Origin of the sequence: Arsenicitalea aurantiaca, from assembly GCF_003994485.1 — a bacterium.
GTDB classification, from domain to species: Bacteria; Pseudomonadota; Alphaproteobacteria; order Rhizobiales; family Devosiaceae; genus Arsenicitalea; species Arsenicitalea aurantiaca.
Genome location: NZ_RZNJ01000004.1, coordinates 545,368 through 561,067, shown reverse-complemented (window position 1 = coordinate 561,067; position 15,700 = coordinate 545,368). Strand labels below are relative to the sequence as shown.

The window sequence follows — 15,700 nt, the reverse complement described above, 5'->3', positions numbered from 1 at the left end:
CGAGACGCGCTTTCCCGATCACGAGCCCCATGGGGTGTGCGGGCAGATCATCCCGTGGAACTTCCCGCTGCTGATGCTGGCCTGGAAAGTGGCCCCGGCGCTTGCGGCGGGCAATTGCGTGGTGCTCAAGCCCGCCGAGTTCACCTCGCTGAGCGCGCTGCTGTTTGCCGAGCTGACGGTGAAGGCGGGCCTGCCCAAAGGCGTCTTCAACCTCGTGACGGGTGCGGGGGAGACCGGCGAGGCGCTCGTTGGCCATCGGGGCGTCGACAAGATCGCCTTTACCGGTTCGACCGAAGTGGGCAAGGCCATCCGCGAGGCGACCGCGGGGACGGGCAAGGCGCTGACGCTCGAGCTCGGGGGCAAGAGCCCCTATCTCGTCTTTGAGGATGCCGATCTCGACAGCGCCGTCGAGGGGCTGGTGGATGCGATCTGGTTCAACCAGGGGCAGGTGTGCTGCGCGGGTTCGCGGCTTCTGGTGCAGGAGAGCATCGAGGCGGCTTTCCTCGACCGGCTGCGGGCGCGCATGGCGAGCCTGCGGGTGGGGGATCCGCTCGACAAGTCGATCGACATCGGGGCGCTGGTGGCGCCGGTGCAGGTGGCGCGGGTCCGGGATCTGCTCGCCCGGGGCGCGGCCGAGGGCGCGACGCTGCACGAGCCGGACTGCGCNCAACCAGGGGCAGGTGTGCTGCGCGGGTTCGCGGCTTCTGGTGCAGGAGAGCATCGAGGCGGCTTTCCTCGACCGGCTGCGGGCGCGCATGGCGAGCCTGCGGGTGGGGGATCCGCTCGACAAGTCGATCGACATCGGGGCGCTGGTGGCGCCGGTGCAGGTGGCGCGGGTCCGGGATCTGCTCGCCCGGGGCGCGGCCGAGGGCGCGACGCTGCACGAGCCGGACTGCGCGCTTCCCGAGGGGGGCTGCTTCATGCGCCCGGTGCTGGTCACCGACGTGTCCCCGGCCAACAGCCTGGTGGCCGAGGAGGTGTTCGGGCCGGTGCTGGTGGCGATGAGCTTCCGCACCCCCGAGGAGGCGGTGGCGCTGGCCAACAACACCCGCTACGGGCTGGCCGCGACGGTGTGGACCGAGAACGTCAACCTCGCGCTCGACATCGCGCCCCGGCTCAAGGCCGGGGTGGTGTGGATCAACGGCACCAATTTCTTCGATGCCGGGGTGGGGTTCGGGGGCTATCGGGAGAGCGGCTATGGCCGCGAGGGCGGGCAGGAGGGCATGACCGCCTATCTGCGCCCGCGCTGGGAAGCGGCGCTGCGGGCCGAACCCGACACAGCNCGCGACGGTGTGGACCGAGAACGTCAACCTCGCGCTCGACATCGCGCCCCGGCTCAAGGCCGGGGTGGTGTGGATCAACGGCACCAATTTCTTCGATGCCGGGGTGGGGTTCGGGGGCTATCGGGAGAGCGGCTATGGCCGCGAGGGCGGGCAGGAGGGCATGACCGCCTATCTGCGCCCGCGCTGGGAAGCGGCGCTGCGGGCCGAACCCGACACAGCAGACGATGCCGGGGGCCTGGCGGCAGAGCCTGCCGATCCTCTGGCCCATAGCGTGCCGGCTCCGGCCGCGTCCGGGCTCGACCGGACGGCCAAGCTCTATATCGGGGGCAGGCAGGTGCGGCCGGATGGGGGGTATTCCCGCCCGGTGCTCGGACCGGACGGCGCCCTTGTGGGCGAGGTCGGGGAGGCCAATCGCAAGGATGTGCGCAATGCGGTGGAAAAGGCGCGTCCCGCCGCTGCCGCCTGGGGCGCAGCGAGTGGGCATGCGCGCGCGCAGATCCTCTACTTCCTTGCCGAGAACCTCGACTACCGGCGCGAGGAGTTCGCCCGGCGCCTCACCGCGCAGACCGGGGCGGATGCCGGGGCGGCGGAGGCCGAAGTCACCGCCGCGATCGACCGGCTCTTCGTGTTCGCCGGCTGGGCCGACAAGTATGAGGGGGTGGTGCACAACCCGCCCATGCGCGCCATCGCGGCGGCCATGGTCGAGCCCCTGGGGGTGATCGGCATCGTCGCGCCGCGCCGCCAGCCGCTCCTCGGCGCAGTGGCGCTCCTCGCCCCGGCGCTTGCCATGGGCAATGCGGCGGTGCTCGTGCCCTCCGACACCGCACCGCTCTCGATGACCGATTTCTACCAGCTGCTCGAGACCTCCGACGTGCCCGGCGGCGTGCTCAACATCCTCACCGGCGATCCGATTGTGCTGGGGCGCACGCTCGCCGAGCATGACGGGGTCGAAGCGCTCTGGTATTGCGGCCCCCAAGCCGGCGTCGCCCCCCTCGAACGCGCCTCGACCGGCAACCTCAAGCAGACCTGGACCGCACCCCAGGCCGACCTCTCCGACCCCGCCCGCTTCGAAACCCAATACCTCCTCCAAAAGGCAACCCAGATCAAAAATATCTGGATCCCATACGGAGCATGATAATGGCCCGGACCCTGGCATCACGGGTCCGGGAGGGAACGGCAGGGTTGCCGCGGCATTAACCTTTCAAAGCGCGTCACCGTTTTTGAAAAGGCAGCGGCACCCGGAAGGACCCAGTCATGCTCAGCATCGAGACTGCGAACGAGGACGATCTCGTCCAGACGGCAGACCTTCACAAGCGCAATCTGCGCCTTGGCCTCTTCCCCAGGCTCGGCCGGCACTTCCTGAGGCATTATCAGGAAAGCTTCCTGCGCTCGCCCTATGGCATCGCGCTCGTTACCCGGGATGAAGACGATCGCATCAGCGGCGCCCTCTTCGGCACGACGGCCAACGCAGAGCATTATCGCTGGGTCGTTCGCAATTGCGGCTGGGAGCTCGCCATGGCCGGCGGGGCAGCGCTTGTTACGCGGCCTGCCGTCGCCATCGACTTTGCCGGGTCGCGCGCCGGCCGCTATCTGCGCGGCATCGGGCGCCGGCTGATCCCGCGCTCGGCGGTGCGCGGGCCGCAAGCATCCTCCGCACCCCTGCCGGTCCTCAGTCACATCGTCACTCGCCAGGACACACGGCGCAGCGGGATCGGTCGCCGCCTCGTCGAGCGGTTTCGCCGACTTGCCGGAGCCGAGGGTGCCGATCGGGCGGTCCTAGTCACAGAGGCAGGCGGGCTCGGAGCGCCCTTCTTTGAACGCATCGGCTGCATCTGCGAGGCTGAACGCCGCGACGAGGACGGCCATGTCCTGCGTCAATACCGGCTTACACTAGACCCAATCGAGACCCATGCGCCTTACGATCCTTCCCCTCGCACTCATGCTGGCCTGCTCGTCGATCATGACGCCGCCCGTCAGCGCGCAGGGCTTGTCGGCGCCCATCCCGGCTGATCCCGGCCTCCGGCCGGCACCCATTGCAAGCCCGTCCTTTACGGGGTCGCTTGCTGAGACGGAACCCGAGATCAAGGCCGTGGCAAGCGCGGTTGCGCTGACGCTCACGCAGTACGACGCTGGCGAGACGCCCGGGGCGATTGCTGCGCGCCTACGCCAGATCGGGGTCGATGATCCCGATCTCGCACGCAGTCTTTATGTTTCGGGCGCTGCATCGACGGGGCGTATCGTCTACCCCCAGCTGGGTGGTTTGAGGCCCGACACGGCTTCGGTGATGACGGTGATCGAACAGACCTTGAGCACGGCCGAAGGCGTGACGACCGTGTCACGCACGCTCGACATCCGGCTGCGCCGGATCGCCGGAGTGTGGCGCTTCGACACCCTCGCCTCGACTGGCGGCGAACCGCCCGCCAACCCGGTCCCACTCTCGCCAGCGGCTATCGCCGTGCTCGATGATACCCGCATTGCGCTGCCCGATTCCGCCCGCTGGGACATCCACGCCGGGGCAGTTTCGGAACGCCTGCTTTCGGTCATGCTGCGGCTCGCCGATTTTGCACCCTATGGCGTCATCACCCTCGTCACCGGCCACCCCTGGGAGATCTTCGGCACCGACCGGCAGAGCGATCACAGCCGCGGGCTCGCTCTCGACGTCTACCGGCTCTCCGACCGGTTGGTGATCGAAGATCGGGCGTCCGGTTCACTGACCCATGAGGCGGTGAGATGGCTCTACAGCCAGCCCGACATTGCCCGGATCGGCAGCCCCTGGGCGCTCGATGGGTTCGGCGGGCGGTCGTTTACCGACGCCCTTCATCAGGACCACCTGCACATCGCCGTCATTGCCGACTGAGTTTTGACGGGCATCAACGCAATTTCCCACTGTGGCCTCTAGCCTCCAGCGTCTCCCGGTCAAGGGCCGGGCACGCGTCGATCCTATCGAATGGAGACCAGAGATGGCGACAGATACCCGCGTTCAAGTCCGGTCCGCTCCGGCACAGCCAAAAGCTGCCCCTGCCCCTATGACGACATCCCTGCCCTGGCGGCCGTTCGAGACCCTGCGCCGCGAATTCGACCGGCTGCTCGAGGACATGGACCGTTCCTTTTTCGGCCGCGGCGCGGAGGCTGGCGACGATGCCTTCTGGCGACGTGCCATCGACTGGCGCATTTCGCCCAGCGTCGATGTGCTCGAGCGGGACAAGGCCTATGAGATCACGGCCGAACTCGCAGGCGTCGAGCCCAAGGATATTGAAATCTCCGTCGCCAATGGCGTTGTCACCCTGCGTGCAAGCAAGAGCGCGGAAACAGAGCACAAGGATGCCGAGCATTTCGTGCGCGAACGGCAATTCGGCCGGTACGAAAGAAGCTTCGGCCTGCCCGCCGATGTCGATGCCGAACACATCGAAGCGCATCTGCACAACGGTGTTCTGAGGCTCGTGCTACCGCGTCGCGCCGATGCGGTGGCAGACCGCCGGACGATCACCGTCAAGGCAGCCTGAGCCTCGCTTTCGAACACTGGATGGTCCTGCGCTCAGCGGGCCGGCGCCACCCGCCAGACCGCGTTGCCGACATCGTCGGCAACAAGCAGCGCGCCGTCCCCGGCGAGGGCAACCCCCACGGGGCGCCCATTGGACGTCTTTTCATCCGGCGCGAGGAAGCCGGTAAGGATGTCCCTGGGTTGCCCGTCGGGCCGCCCATCGGAAAACGGCACGAAGGTGACTTTATAGCCCGAGAGCGTGCTGCGGTTCCAGGATCCGTGCTGGCCGATCGCCATGCCTGCGGGAAAGCCGGGCAAAGTTCCATCGGGGACCCAGCAGAGACCGAGCGATGCGGTATGTCCGCCCAGAGCGTAATCTGGCGCGAGCGCCGATGCCACGAGATCGGGACGCTGCGGGACGACGCGGTCGTCCACGGTCTGCCCCCAATAGGAATAGGGCCAGCCGTAAAAACCGCCATCCTGCACCGATGTCAGGTAGTCGGGGGGCGTCTCGTCCCCGATCCCGTCGCGCTCATTGACCACGGTATAAAGCAGGCCGCTCTGCGGCTCCCACGCCATGCCGACCGGATTACGCAGCCCCGAAGCGAAGATACGGTTCTGGCCCGAGGCGAGGTCGAGCTCGAAGATGCAGGCGCGCCCCTCCTCGGCCTCCATGCCCTCGTCCCCGATATTACTGAGCGAGCCGACCGCGACATAGAGCTTCTGCCCGTCCGGGCTTGCAAGCAGATTGCGCGTCCAATGCCCGCCCGGCTTCATGTCCATGAGCTTGCGGCCCGGCGCGGTGATCGCCAGCGCGGCCTCCTCATAGGGGAAAGCGAGCACCGCATCGGTGTTGCCGACATAAAGCGTGCTGCCCACGAGCGCCATGCCGAAGGGCTGGTTGAGCCCCGACAGAAAGGTCTGCCGGATTTCCGGAACGCCATCGCCATCGGCATCGCGAAGGATGGTGATGCGGTTGGCGCTGGGCTGGATCGCCCCGGCGCGCTTCATGGTGAGATTGGCAAAGAAGCTGACGAAGCCCGTGACCTTGCCGGGCTGGCTCGCCGATTCTGCAACGAGCACATCGCCATTGGGCAGCACATAGACCCAGCGCGGATGCGCCAGATCGCGCGCGAACGCCGTGGCGACGAGCCCGGGCGCGGCCTGGGGCACTGCTGTCGGACCCCAGCCCTTCGCCGTCGGCATCTTGAGGACCGGCACTTTTTGCGGCACGGCCCCCGGGATCTGTGGCGTGGTGCCAAAAACCGGGGTGCGCGGCTCCATTCTGGGGGCGCGGAAGTAGAGATAGATGCCGAGCCCGATGACGATGGCGAGGCCGAGAATGACGAGAAGGGCGGTCGAGTTCATCAGATGCTCCGCAGGAAAGGCTCGCGACAAAAGCATGACCAAAGGGCGGCTGCAACCGGCAAGGCGCGCATCGCGTTGGCTTTTTCGGCAGAGCGTGGAGTGACAAGATGGTGGCGTCAGCAGGGCGGCGGAGTGCGGAACGGGGCCGGGAGGCGGATACGCCGATCGAGGTTCCACCGCGCGGATGGCAGGACATCCTGATCCGCACCTATGGCGAGATCGCAGAGGACCGGGTGATGCTGGTCGCGGCGGCGGTCACCTACTACCTGCTCCTCTCGATCGTGCCGGCCATCACGGCCTTCATCTCTGTCTATGGGCTCTTCACCGACCCCGCGACGGCGGCAGACCATGTGCAATTGCTGGCCAATGTGGTTCCGGCGGGCGGGCTCGCAATCATCGAGGAGCAGGTCACGCGGCTTGCCGCCAGCGGCGACACGACGCTCGGTGTCGCGCTTCTCATCTCGCTCGGCATTGCGCTCTGGAGCGCGAGCGCCGGCGTGCGGACCTTGTTCGAAGCCATGAATATCGCGCATGGCGAACGCGAGAAGCGCAATTTCTTCGTTCTCAACGCCCAGGTTCTTGCCTTCACGCTGGGAGGCGTGTTCGCGGCGACGCTGCTGCTGATCGTCGCGATCGCGGTGCCGGTCGGACTTGAAATGCTGGGGCTGGGGATGGGGCTCGAATGGGTGCTCCAGATCGGCGCCTACCTCGTCCTGGCGCTTGCGCTGCTTACGGGCATCGCGCTCCTCTATCGGTTCGGTCCAAGCCGGGAGCAGCCGAAATGGCGCTGGGTGACGCCCGGAGCCGTCTTTGCGGTCGTTGCCATCCTCGTCGTCTCGGTGCTGTTCTCCTGGTATGCGGCGAACTTTGCCAATTACGAGGCGACCTATGGGTCACTGGGCGGGCTGATCGGCCTTCTAACCTGGATGTGGGTTGCGGTGACCGTGCTCATCATCGGGGCGGAACTGAACGCAGAAGCCGAGCATCAGACGGCACGCGACTCCACCACCGGGCCGGCCGACCCCATGGGCAAGAGGGGAGCGGCGATGGCCGATACGCTCGGACGTTCGACGGGCGGCAGGCCGGATCCGCGGGAAGACCGGGATCGGAGCCCCGAGTGGATCGAGGGCTACAATGCGGCCAAGGGCGAACGCCCGAGACCCAAGAAGCTCTCGCTCGGCGCCCTCGTCTTCACTGTGCCCGCTGCGCTGGCTCTCGGGGTTGCGACGCGCCGCAAGCGCTAGTGTGCCGGCACGATCGAGGTCCAGTCCGCAAGCGATTGCGGCAGGACGAAGGGCACCGGCGCGGTTGGGACCGACCCAACACGCAGCGGGCACCCGAAGGCCGCCTCGAGCCGATCGTCGGTCAATGCCTCCTTGGGTGATCCCATGGTCAGGAGGCGTCCGCCGGCGATGATCGCGATCCTGTCCGCGAACATAGCGGCGAGGTTCAGATCATGAAGCACGGCGACAACCCCGCCACCGGCATCAGCAAAGGCACGGGCTATGGCCATGACCTGCAATTGGTGGCGGATATCGAGGCTCGAGACCGGTTCGTCGAGAAGCAGATAACGCGGCTGGGTATCGAGAACCGGCACCCAGACCTGGCAGAGAACGCGCGCCAGTTGCACGCGCTGCTGTTCGCCTCCCGACAGATCCTGATAGCAGCGCGGCCCGAAGCCGTCGAGATCGACCCGCGCAAGGGCCGCCTCGGGCAGGCCGCCAAGTGCCTGGCCCAGAATGCCGGGACGCCCGGCAGTGGTGCCGAGGGCGACGACTTCTCGCACCGTAAAAGGGAAGGCAAGGACGCTCGCCTGCGGCAGCACGGTCCTCAATCCTGCAGCCGCGGCGGGCCCGAGGCTGCGCGCATCCAGACCATTGAGCCTGATCTCGCCATCATAAGCGTGATCCCCGATAATGGCCTTGAGCAGGGTCGTTTTGCCCGAGCCATTGGGTCCGACGATGGCGGTCAGTTGGCCGGGCTGTGCCTCAAAGGCGATGTCGCTGATGATGGTACGCCCATCGATCCGCACCGAGAGCCCTTGTGTCGCTATCATGAGCTCACCAGGCGATGGCGCTGCGCCGACGCAGCAGGATCCAGAGGAAGAACGGACCACCGACCGCAGCCGTGACGATGCCGATCGGAAGTTCGGCCGGAGCCACTATGGTGCGGCTCACCGCATCGGCGAGGAGCAGAAAACTCGCCCCCAGAAGCGCCGAGGCAGGCAGCAGATATCGATGATCCGGACCGATCACAAGGCGAAGGAGGTGCGGCACCACGATGCCGACGAACCCGATGCCGCCGCTGACGGCGACGGCGGCCCCCGTTGCCGCGGCGACGGCGATGATGGCGACGCGCTTCAGCCGCTCGACCGGCACGCCCATATGGGCGGCCGTTGCCTCGCCGAGCGTCAAGGCGTTGAGCCCGTTGCGCAGAAAGAGGGTCGCGCCGAGCGCGAGAGCGATGATCGGGCCAGACGCCATGACCTTGGTCCAGTTGGCCCCGGCGAGCGAGCCGAGGTTCCAGAAGGTGAGGTCGCGCAACTGGCTGTCCGTTGCGACATAGACGAGGACCCCCGTCGCTGCGCCGGCCAGCGCGCCGATGGCGATGCCGGCCAGCAGCATGGTCGCCACCGCCGTCTGCCCGCTCCGCGTCGCGACACGATAGAGGATCGTGGTGGTGGCAAGCCCGCCGAGAAAGGCCGCGATCTGGAGGCTGTAGATGCCCAAGGGGCCCGTCAGCGGTGCGAGCGCGGTTGTCCCGAGGACGATGACGCCGACAGCGCCGAGCCCGGCTCCCGAGGAGACGCCGACGAGCCCGGGGTCGGCCAAGGGATTGCGAAAGAGCCCCTGCATGACGAGCCCGGAGACCGCCAGCCCCGCCCCCACCAGCATGCCCAGGATCATGCGGGGAAGACGGATGTTCATCATCACCACATGATCGCGGAGCGCCGTCGCATCTTGAGGATCCGGCTCACCCCCGAGGACGTGGAAGAGCGCCGAAAGGTCCGTGCCCGAGGCGCCGGTGGAGAGCGATACCAGCATGGCGAGGACAAGGAGCAGGGCGAGGATCATCACCGCCTGCCGCCCCAGATGCGAGCGGTCGCCCGCGCGCACGCCGCTTAGCCCCCGGGGAAAGGCAGGATCGAAAGCGCTAGCGGCCATCGCCCTGACCCTCGCGCGCAAGCGCCGCCCCATAAAGGGCGCGTGCAAGATCGGTGACCGCATCGGCCGTCCGCGGGCCAAAGCCAAGCAGATAGGCGCCGTCGAGCCGGATGATGGTAGCGTCCCGGCCAGCCGGGGTGAGGCCGATCGCAGGGCTCGCGAGGAGATCGGCGTCGGTGGCTGCATGGTCACCGCCCCGATCCATCATCAGGATCACGTCGGGGCGCGCCGCGATGATCGCTTCCTCGCTAAGCGCCTTGTAGCCCTCATATTCGGTCACGGCATTGACCCCGCCGGCGAGCGCGATGATGGCGTCGGCAGCAGTGCCTGTGCCCGAGGCCTGGATCTTCCCGCCATCGACCGAGAGAACGAAGAGCACGCGCCGCTTTTCCGCGACATCCCGCGTCAGGGCCTCCGCGCGATCGAGGGCGTCATCGATTTCCGCCGAGAGCGCCGCGGCGCGATCGGGCACGCCCAGCGAATCGCCGACCGCGGCGATCTTGGCGAGGATGCCCTCATGGGAATGGTCTTCGGGCACGACGCGATAGGGCACGCCCGCTGCCTCGAGCACGTCGAGCGCTTCGGGCGGACCGCTCCCTTCCAGAACAAGGAGCGCTGTTGGACCGGCAGAAAGCACGCCCTCGGGCGAAAGGGCCCGCATATAGCCCAGATCGGGAAGAGCGAGGGCCTCGGGCGGGTAGATCGCCGTCGAATCCCGGCCCACCAGCCGCTCTCCTTCGCCGAGCGCATAGACGATTTCGGTCAGGGATCCTCCGATCGAGACGAGGCGGGTGGCATCGGGGAAGGGGTCTGCGGCGGCGGGCAGGGCGAAAAGGGCGGCACAGGCCGCAAGCATGAGGCGGTGAGGCATTGAACGCTCCATCAGGCCGCGGTTGACCGGCCGGCGGGCGGCAGGGCCTCGACCAGCCGACGCCAGTCGGGCCGCTCGTCCACACCCTCATGACGCTTGCCGAACATCTGCAGGATCAGCTCCCGATCCGCCCCGTAAAGCTCGACCGAGGTGACGTGACCATCCTTTGTGGGCTTGCGCACCGCCCAGGCCTCGGCGATCTGGTCGGTCCGCAGATGCATGTGGAAGGTCTCGTCCATCACGTTGAGCCACGGCCCCATTGGGGCGACGTTCACGATCGGTCCCGAATGGATCTGGATGCAGCCGCGATTGCCCACGAACACCATGACGGGCAGCGCCTCGGCGACGGCCCCTGCAAAAAGGCCGGCGACGGCGCCCGCATCGAGCGGCCAGGCATAGTCCGCCCCCACCATGTTCAGCGCCTCGTGTCGCCCGAGGTTGAGCGCCTTCAGCATTGGAAAGAACTGGTGGGTGTCGGTCAGACTCTCCCAGCGCGCGCGCAACTCTTCCCGATCTGCGGCGGGGCCGGATGGGACTTCGGGGGAAGGGGTTTCGATATCGAGCGTCCCATCCTGCTCGAGGTTCTGGAGGCGTCCCACGAGATCATGCCAGGCGGCGAGGTCGGTGCCGGGGCGGGCGTGGACCTTGTGCACCGCATCGCCGAACCGGTCAAAAAATTGCAGGGAGCGGCGCAGCTCCCCGGTCTCAGACGGCCGCTCGACGGCAAATCCGAAGGCCCAGCGCTCCGGAAAGATGCGCAGATCGATGTTTTCGCCGAGCACCATCGAGGCCTTCTGGCCGAAATGCACGTCTTCATAGATCCCGATCTTCTCATGGACGACGCTCTCATTGCGGGTGAGCGCCATGACTTCGCCGACCTGCTTCAGCCCCGCCAGCAAGGTTTCGACATCGGGCCGCAGCCCAAGCACGCCCTGGCCGCAATAGGCGGAAACGAGTTCCGCTTCGGTAATCGCGTGAATTCGCGCGAAATCGCGCTCGCGCATTTTGGGATGAGCCGCACGCAGTGTGCGGATCTGTTCTGGCGGTAGCTGGCGGCGATCCATTGGTGGCCCCTATTTGGTGAGGATGAGCTTGTCCTGGCGGGTGATGCGCAGCCGATAGCGGCTGCCTTTGTGGACGATGACCATTTCCCGCTCCATGCCGAAAAGCGTCTCCGACGAGACCATGGGCGGCGTGTGCGCCGGCGGCTCTGACGAGAGAGCGTCATGCAAGCCCTTTTGGGACTGCTCGGTTTTCATCATTGTCCACAATCACTTGTCAGCCATCAACGACACTCTGGTCGGGCTGAATTTTCTTGACTCCATAACTCATGTTTTGTAGCCAGCGCAATAGGTGATCTTTCAAGTCATGTTTTAGATGGCTTGCACCCCGCCGGCGAGCCATCTGCCAGCCAGCGGCCCTTCACACATTACGGAGACGACCAATGGGGCTCGCAAACCGGCATATCGGTCTGCTTCTGGCAGGGGTGGCGCTTGGCGCACTTTCGGCCGGCGAAGCGATGGCGCAGACGCTCAATGCCAACGCAACCAATGTCACGCTGCTCGAACGGCTGGTGATCGGTGCCGGCAATCCGAAAGTGGCGATCGCGACACCGCAGGCGGTGACCGTCGTCGATCAGGACGACATCGACAGCCAGCAGGCCACGACGATCGGGGAGATCTTCGATGCCGTGCCGGGCACGACCATGGTCGGCAGCGACCGCATCCTGGGGCAGGCGTTCAACATCCGCGGCATCGGGGCGGTCAACAATTCGGCCGACGGTTCGCGGATCGTCGTGACGGTGGACGGCGCGCCGAAGTTCAACGAGCAGTACCGCATGGGCTCGTTCTTCTCGGATCCCGAGCTCTACAAATCCATCGAAGTGCTGAGGGGGCCCGCCTCCTCGACGCTTTATGGCTCAGGCGCGCTCGGCGGGGTGATCAATTTCGTCACCAAGGACGCCTCCGACTTCATCGCCGATGGCGCGACGGGGGCGGTCAGGATCAAGGGCGGCTATGACAGCAACGGCAATGGCGCGCTGGCTTCGGCGCTTATTGCCCACAGGATCAACGAAACCTTCGACATCCTCGCGACCGGCAGCTTCCGCCGCTCGGACGCCTTCACCCTTGCGGACGGGTCGATCCTTTCGGGATCGGATTTCGAGACCTGGTCGGGACTGATCAAGGGCACGGCGCGCTTCGGGCAGGGTGAGGAACAGACCGTCCGGCTCTCCTGGCAGCACTGGGATTCCGATGCCGACGACCAGGATTACGTACAGACAGGCACCGAATCGCTCGGCGGCGTCACCAATGCGTTCGGCACGGTCGACCGGCATGTCACGGACGACACCTTCGTTCTCTCCTACGAGAACCCGGCAAGCGACAATCCCTGGCTCGACCTCAAGGTCGCCCTCTCCTATTCGGACACGCGCAATTCGCAGTCCAACCACAAGCCCGGCTCACCGGTGTCCTTTGCGCCGGGCATGCCGCCGATGCCCGTTGCACCGACGGGCCCAGGCGATACCGGCTCGACGGCCATCCTCAACGATACCGATTATGGCTATGCCACCTGGCAGCTGAAGGCCGACAACACGATCGAATGGATCGGGAACGGGCTCGAAAACTATCTGACGATCGGGAGCCAGATCTCGACCCAGCACCGCACCGCCGGACGCCCCGAAGGCACCGCCGCGCTCCAGCAGCACCCCGAAGGCATCGAGGACAAGCTCGGGCTTTTCGTCCAGAACGAGACGATCTTCAACAACGACCTGACGGTCATCGCGGGGGCGCGCGCGGATCTTCACCACATGACCCCGCTGAACGACATCGCAGGCGCGACCGAGATCGAGGGGGTGGCGCTCTCCCCCAAGCTCGCAGCCTTCTATCAGGTCAACGATACGCTCGGGATCTTCGGCTCGGTCGCCCATACCGAGCGTTTCCCGACCCTAGACGAACTCTACTCCTACTCGGCAACCCGCGGGCTCAGCCTGGGGCTCGAGAAGGAGAGCTCCAACAATTTCGAGCTCGGTTTCTCGACCTCCGCCTATGACGTTGGAGGGATCGAGAACACGGTCGCGCTCAAAACGACGGCGTTCGTCAACGACATCACGAACGCGATCAGGACCAACCCCGCACCCTCTGGCGCCGGCGGCCCCTACTACGTCAATCTCGAGCACGTCCGGCTCTGGGGCATAGAGGTGGAGGCCTCCTACGAGTCCGAGCTCGTCTTCGGCCGGCTGGCCTATACCCACACGCTCGGAGAATTCGTCGAGGGCTATTCGACCAGCAGTAGCACGATCAATCCGGGCGATCCGCTCACCAGCGTGCCACAGGACAAGCTCGCGCTCACCATCGGTGCACGGGCCCCTGAATGGAACCTCGAATATGGCGCGCGCGCCATCATCGCGGCAGAAGGAGAGACCGCGGTCACCAGCTCGGGGACGGCCGAAGCCTATGCGACGGCGGACCTCTTCGCGTCATGGAAGCCCCATCACGGGGCCTTTGCCGGCACCGAGGCGCAGTTCTCGATCGAAAACGTCTTCGATGCGGACTATCGGGAAAACCTCTCCACCGATCGCTCCAAGGGCAGGACCTTCAAGCTGACCCTCGCGAGGCAGTTCGACTATTGAGCCGGCGGCGGGGCTTCGGCCCCGCCCTACCCTTCAGTAGACCCCGCTGCCTTTATCAGGCGCCTGGCCCTTGAGACTGCCGAGCCACTTACGGGCCCGCCCGGTCATCAGGGTCAGGTCCGAGCCGATCGCGGCAAAGCTGTAGCCATGTTCGAGATAGCGCCCGACCGTCGCCGGATCGAACCCAACGATGCCCATCGGCTTGCCGATCGCGCTCCCGCGCGCTGCGGCCTCGGCGATCAAGGTCTCGACTTCGGGATGGCCGACCTGCCCCAGCCTGCCCATGGCGCCCGAGAGATCCCCGGGTCCCACGAAAAGCGCGTCAACGCCCGGTACGGCCGCAATCTCTTCGATGCGGGCAATTGCGGCCGGCGTTTCGAGCTGCAGGATGACGCAGATTTCCTCATCGGCGCGCGCCAGATAATCGGTGGCCGCGCCATAACCCGAAGCGCGATGGACGCCTGCAACGCCGCGCATGCCGCGGGGCGGATACCGGGTTGCCGCTATGGCGGCCTCGGCGGCCTCGGGCGTCTCGATGAAGGGCAGCATGATGGTTCGCGCGCCCGCGTCGAGGACGCGCTTGACGAGCACCGGATCGTTCCAGGCGACCCGGACGAGAGGCTCGGCCGGGGTGCATCCGACCGCCCGCAGCAGCGCCACGAGTTCGGCCATGTCGATGGGCACATGCTCCATGTCGCAAACGAGGAAGTCGAAGCCGCAATGGCCGAGTGCTTCTGCTGTGCTTGGAGACGAGGCAAGCAGCCAGCTGCCCAGCAGTGCCGGGCCATCGGCAAGAAGACGTGCCTTCAGACGATTCTTCAGATCCATCTTGAATTTTGCTTTCTCAGCGCGCCTGGTCTGGAAAGGTCACCGCAAAGGGTTCGAGTTCCGGATCAAACTCGGTGCGGACGACATCGGTAAAGAGGTTGGTCGCGACCATCAGCCCGGCAAAGGCGGTAAGGTCGACAAGGGTCTTGTCGGGGTAAAGGGCGGCCACCCGATCCCAGACCGGATCCGGCACCGATTGCGGATCGGTGCCGAGCGCCGCACCGAGGGCGATGAGCGCCGTTTCGGCTTCCGTCGGGGCGAGATGGTCGGGATCCTCACCCGACTGGATCAACGCCCGCTGCATGAAGCTGGCGCCGACACGCGAGCGGCTTGCCCGGCAGATCGCCTGGGCAAAGAGCAGGATGGCGCGATTGCCGAGCACGGGCAGCAACTGATCGCGCAGCGTGAACCATTCCCCGTAGATGCGCAGGGCCGGTGGAGAGTGGAGAAGCGTGCGCTTCATATTGGTCATGCGGCCGCGCAGACGCATTTCCTCGTCATGGGCGGCGCGAACGTCCTCGCCTGCCTCGGCGTAGTCGAGTTGCGGGATGCGCGGGGTCATTGGGCTTCGGACCAGGCAATGTCGCGCACGACCGCGCCGGCCGCAAAGGTGTTGCCGACCGTGCAGATCTCATGGGCAGAGGCAATCAGCGCCTCACGTTCCTCGTCGGTGAAGTCGCCCACAATCTTGAACGCGGAGGTGAACTCGGCGACGCGGGATGGCCCGTCCTCTGCCTTGATGTGGGCAATTTCGACCTCGACCGATTGCAGGCGCTCCCCCCAGCCGGACTTGCGGGCGGCGATGCGGACGCTGAGAACGAGGCAGCCGGCAAGCGCTGCATCCATGAATTCGAGCGGCGTGAACCCGGGATCCGAAGCGAGCCCGGCAAGCGCTGCTGTCGCGCCGGCGCCCGCCTCGATGCTACCTGCGCCGGAGCCACCCAACCGGGCGCTGACTGAAGTGGGGCGGGACGTGACTGTGACCATGATCGGAGCTCCGGTTGCGGGGCGCGAGACTAGCCGCGCAGGCCACGCGACGCCAGCCTTCCAAAGCCGCGAGGGTGGCAGTGAATTTTC

At 66.4% G+C, this 15,700-nt stretch carries 15 protein-coding genes and 3 pseudogenes; 9 read left to right on the top strand and 9 right to left on the bottom strand.

Features of this window, described 5'->3' with window-relative positions; translation table 11 throughout:
• From EMQ25_RS13930 to EMQ25_RS13905, 7 genes and pseudogenes are all read left to right on the top strand, one after another.
• Positions 1–682: pseudogene (locus tag EMQ25_RS13930) on the top strand (aldehyde dehydrogenase family protein); the annotation flags it as partial.
• 73 nt (positions 683–755) lie between these two features.
• A pseudogene (locus tag EMQ25_RS13925) lies at positions 756–1,187 on the top strand (aldehyde dehydrogenase family protein); the annotation flags it as partial.
• 103 nt (positions 1,188–1,290) lie between these two features.
• Positions 1,291–1,407, top strand: a pseudogene (locus EMQ25_RS18405) (aldehyde dehydrogenase family protein); the annotation flags it as partial.
• 36 nt (positions 1,408–1,443) lie between these two features.
• Positions 1,444–2,418 (top strand): aldehyde dehydrogenase family protein, encoded by a 975-nt coding sequence (locus tag EMQ25_RS13920; protein ID WP_244606585.1) that lies wholly within the window; start codon positions 1,444–1,446, stop codon positions 2,416–2,418.
• Between the two features lie 119 nt (positions 2,419–2,537).
• Entirely contained in the window at positions 2,538–3,293 is a 756-nt protein-coding gene (locus EMQ25_RS13915; protein WP_127189179.1) for a GNAT family N-acetyltransferase, read from the top strand.
• Between the two features lie 79 nt (positions 3,294–3,372).
• Positions 3,373–4,140: a hypothetical protein gene (locus EMQ25_RS13910; protein WP_127189178.1), complete on the top strand. Its 768-nt coding sequence runs from the start codon at positions 3,373–3,375 to the stop codon at positions 4,138–4,140.
• A gap of 169 nt (positions 4,141–4,309) precedes the next feature.
• Positions 4,310–4,786 carry an Hsp20/alpha crystallin family protein gene (locus EMQ25_RS13905; RefSeq protein ID WP_158626083.1) on the top strand — a complete coding sequence of 159 codons (477 nt, stop codon included), beginning with the start codon at positions 4,310–4,312 and terminating at the stop codon, positions 4,784–4,786.
• A gap of 32 nt (positions 4,787–4,818) precedes the next feature.
• Here the strand turns inward: EMQ25_RS13905 and EMQ25_RS13900 are convergent, their stop codons facing one another.
• Positions 4,819–6,132 carry a PQQ-dependent sugar dehydrogenase gene (locus EMQ25_RS13900; RefSeq protein WP_127189176.1) on the bottom strand — a complete coding sequence of 438 codons (1,314 nt, stop codon included), beginning with the start codon at positions 6,130–6,132 and terminating at the stop codon, positions 4,819–4,821.
• A gap of 107 nt (positions 6,133–6,239) precedes the next feature.
• On the opposite strand from EMQ25_RS13900, the gene EMQ25_RS13895 reads away from it, so the two are divergent.
• Positions 6,240–7,376: a YihY/virulence factor BrkB family protein gene (locus EMQ25_RS13895; RefSeq protein ID WP_127189175.1), complete on the top strand. Its 1,137-nt coding sequence runs from the start codon at positions 6,240–6,242 to the stop codon at positions 7,374–7,376.
• Here EMQ25_RS13895 and EMQ25_RS13890 read toward each other — a convergent pair.
• From EMQ25_RS13890 to hemP, 5 genes are read right to left on the bottom strand one after another with little or no spacing between them, the layout of a single operon-like run.
• Positions 7,373–8,188: a heme ABC transporter ATP-binding protein gene (locus tag EMQ25_RS13890; RefSeq protein WP_127189174.1), complete on the bottom strand. Its 816-nt coding sequence runs from the start codon at positions 8,186–8,188 to the stop codon at positions 7,373–7,375. The genes EMQ25_RS13895 and EMQ25_RS13890 overlap by 4 nt on opposite strands.
• A 4-nt stretch (positions 8,189–8,192) precedes the next feature.
• Entirely contained in the window at positions 8,193–9,296 is a 1,104-nt protein-coding gene (locus EMQ25_RS13885) for a FecCD family ABC transporter permease (protein ID WP_127189173.1), read from the bottom strand.
• A complete protein-coding gene (locus tag EMQ25_RS13880; RefSeq protein ID WP_244606584.1) occupies positions 9,286–10,167 on the bottom strand; it encodes a heme/hemin ABC transporter substrate-binding protein in 882 nt (293 codons plus the stop codon). The genes EMQ25_RS13885 and EMQ25_RS13880 overlap by 11 nt, the downstream gene beginning before the upstream one ends.
• An 11-nt stretch (positions 10,168–10,178) precedes the next feature.
• Positions 10,179–11,231 carry a hemin-degrading factor gene (locus tag EMQ25_RS13875; RefSeq protein ID WP_127189171.1) on the bottom strand — a complete coding sequence of 351 codons (1,053 nt, stop codon included), beginning with the start codon at positions 11,229–11,231 and terminating at the stop codon, positions 10,179–10,181.
• Between the two features lie 9 nt (positions 11,232–11,240).
• Positions 11,241–11,429 carry a hemin uptake protein HemP gene (gene hemP / locus EMQ25_RS13870; RefSeq protein WP_127189170.1) on the bottom strand — a complete coding sequence of 63 codons (189 nt, stop codon included), beginning with the start codon at positions 11,427–11,429 and terminating at the stop codon, positions 11,241–11,243.
• Positions 11,430–11,611: 182 nt separating this feature from the next.
• Between hemP and EMQ25_RS13865 the strand changes: the two genes are divergently transcribed.
• Complete coding sequence (locus EMQ25_RS13865) at positions 11,612–13,795, top strand: TonB-dependent receptor domain-containing protein (protein WP_127189169.1); 2,184 nt, start codon at positions 11,612–11,614, stop codon at positions 13,793–13,795.
• Between the two features lie 33 nt (positions 13,796–13,828).
• Here EMQ25_RS13865 and EMQ25_RS13860 read toward each other — a convergent pair whose 3' ends face one another.
• Genes EMQ25_RS13860 through EMQ25_RS13850 form a run of 3 tightly spaced genes read right to left on the bottom strand, consistent with a single transcriptional unit; the run spans position 13,829 to position 15,610 of the window.
• Positions 13,829–14,623 carry an HpcH/HpaI aldolase family protein gene (locus EMQ25_RS13860; protein ID WP_127189168.1) on the bottom strand — a complete coding sequence of 265 codons (795 nt, stop codon included), beginning with the start codon at positions 14,621–14,623 and terminating at the stop codon, positions 13,829–13,831.
• 16 nt (positions 14,624–14,639) lie between these two features.
• A complete protein-coding gene (locus EMQ25_RS13855; RefSeq protein ID WP_127189167.1) occupies positions 14,640–15,185 on the bottom strand; it encodes a carboxymuconolactone decarboxylase family protein in 546 nt (181 codons plus the stop codon).
• Positions 15,182–15,610 (bottom strand): OsmC family protein, encoded by a 429-nt coding sequence (locus EMQ25_RS13850; protein WP_127189166.1) that lies wholly within the window; start codon positions 15,608–15,610, stop codon positions 15,182–15,184. The genes EMQ25_RS13855 and EMQ25_RS13850 overlap by 4 nt, the downstream gene beginning before the upstream one ends.
• Between the last annotated feature and the right edge of the window lie 90 nt (positions 15,611–15,700).

Excerpts from the sequence above, each read along its gene's own strand:
- EMQ25_RS13920 (WP_244606585.1), top strand. The coding sequence starts at position 1,444 with ATGACCGCCTATCTGCGCCCGCGCTGGGAAGCGGCGCTGCGGGCCGAA.
- EMQ25_RS13915 (WP_127189179.1), top strand. The coding sequence starts at position 2,538 with ATGCTCAGCATCGAGACTGCGAACGAGGACGATCTCGTCCAGACGGCA.
- EMQ25_RS13905 (WP_158626083.1), top strand. The coding sequence starts at position 4,310 with ATGACGACATCCCTGCCCTGGCGGCCGTTCGAGACCCTGCGCCGCGAA.
- EMQ25_RS13900 (WP_127189176.1), bottom strand. The coding sequence starts at position 6,132 with ATGAACTCGACCGCCCTTCTCGTCATTCTCGGCCTCGCCATCGTCATC.
- EMQ25_RS13895 (WP_127189175.1), top strand. The coding sequence starts at position 6,240 with ATGGTGGCGTCAGCAGGGCGGCGGAGTGCGGAACGGGGCCGGGAGGCG.
- EMQ25_RS13890 (WP_127189174.1), bottom strand. The coding sequence starts at position 8,188 with ATGATAGCGACACAAGGGCTCTCGGTGCGGATCGATGGGCGTACCATC.
- EMQ25_RS13885 (WP_127189173.1), bottom strand. The coding sequence starts at position 9,296 with ATGGCCGCTAGCGCTTTCGATCCTGCCTTTCCCCGGGGGCTAAGCGGC.
- EMQ25_RS13880 (WP_244606584.1), bottom strand. The coding sequence starts at position 10,167 with ATGCCTCACCGCCTCATGCTTGCGGCCTGTGCCGCCCTTTTCGCCCTG.
- EMQ25_RS13875 (WP_127189171.1), bottom strand. The coding sequence starts at position 11,231 with ATGGATCGCCGCCAGCTACCGCCAGAACAGATCCGCACACTGCGTGCG.
- hemP (WP_127189170.1), bottom strand. The coding sequence starts at position 11,429 with ATGATGAAAACCGAGCAGTCCCAAAAGGGCTTGCATGACGCTCTCTCG.
- EMQ25_RS13865 (WP_127189169.1), top strand. The coding sequence starts at position 11,612 with ATGGGGCTCGCAAACCGGCATATCGGTCTGCTTCTGGCAGGGGTGGCG.
- EMQ25_RS13860 (WP_127189168.1), bottom strand. The coding sequence starts at position 14,623 with ATGGATCTGAAGAATCGTCTGAAGGCACGTCTTCTTGCCGATGGCCCG.
- EMQ25_RS13855 (WP_127189167.1), bottom strand. The coding sequence starts at position 15,185 with ATGACCCCGCGCATCCCGCAACTCGACTACGCCGAGGCAGGCGAGGAC.
- EMQ25_RS13850 (WP_127189166.1), bottom strand. The coding sequence starts at position 15,610 with ATGGTCACAGTCACGTCCCGCCCCACTTCAGTCAGCGCCCGGTTGGGT.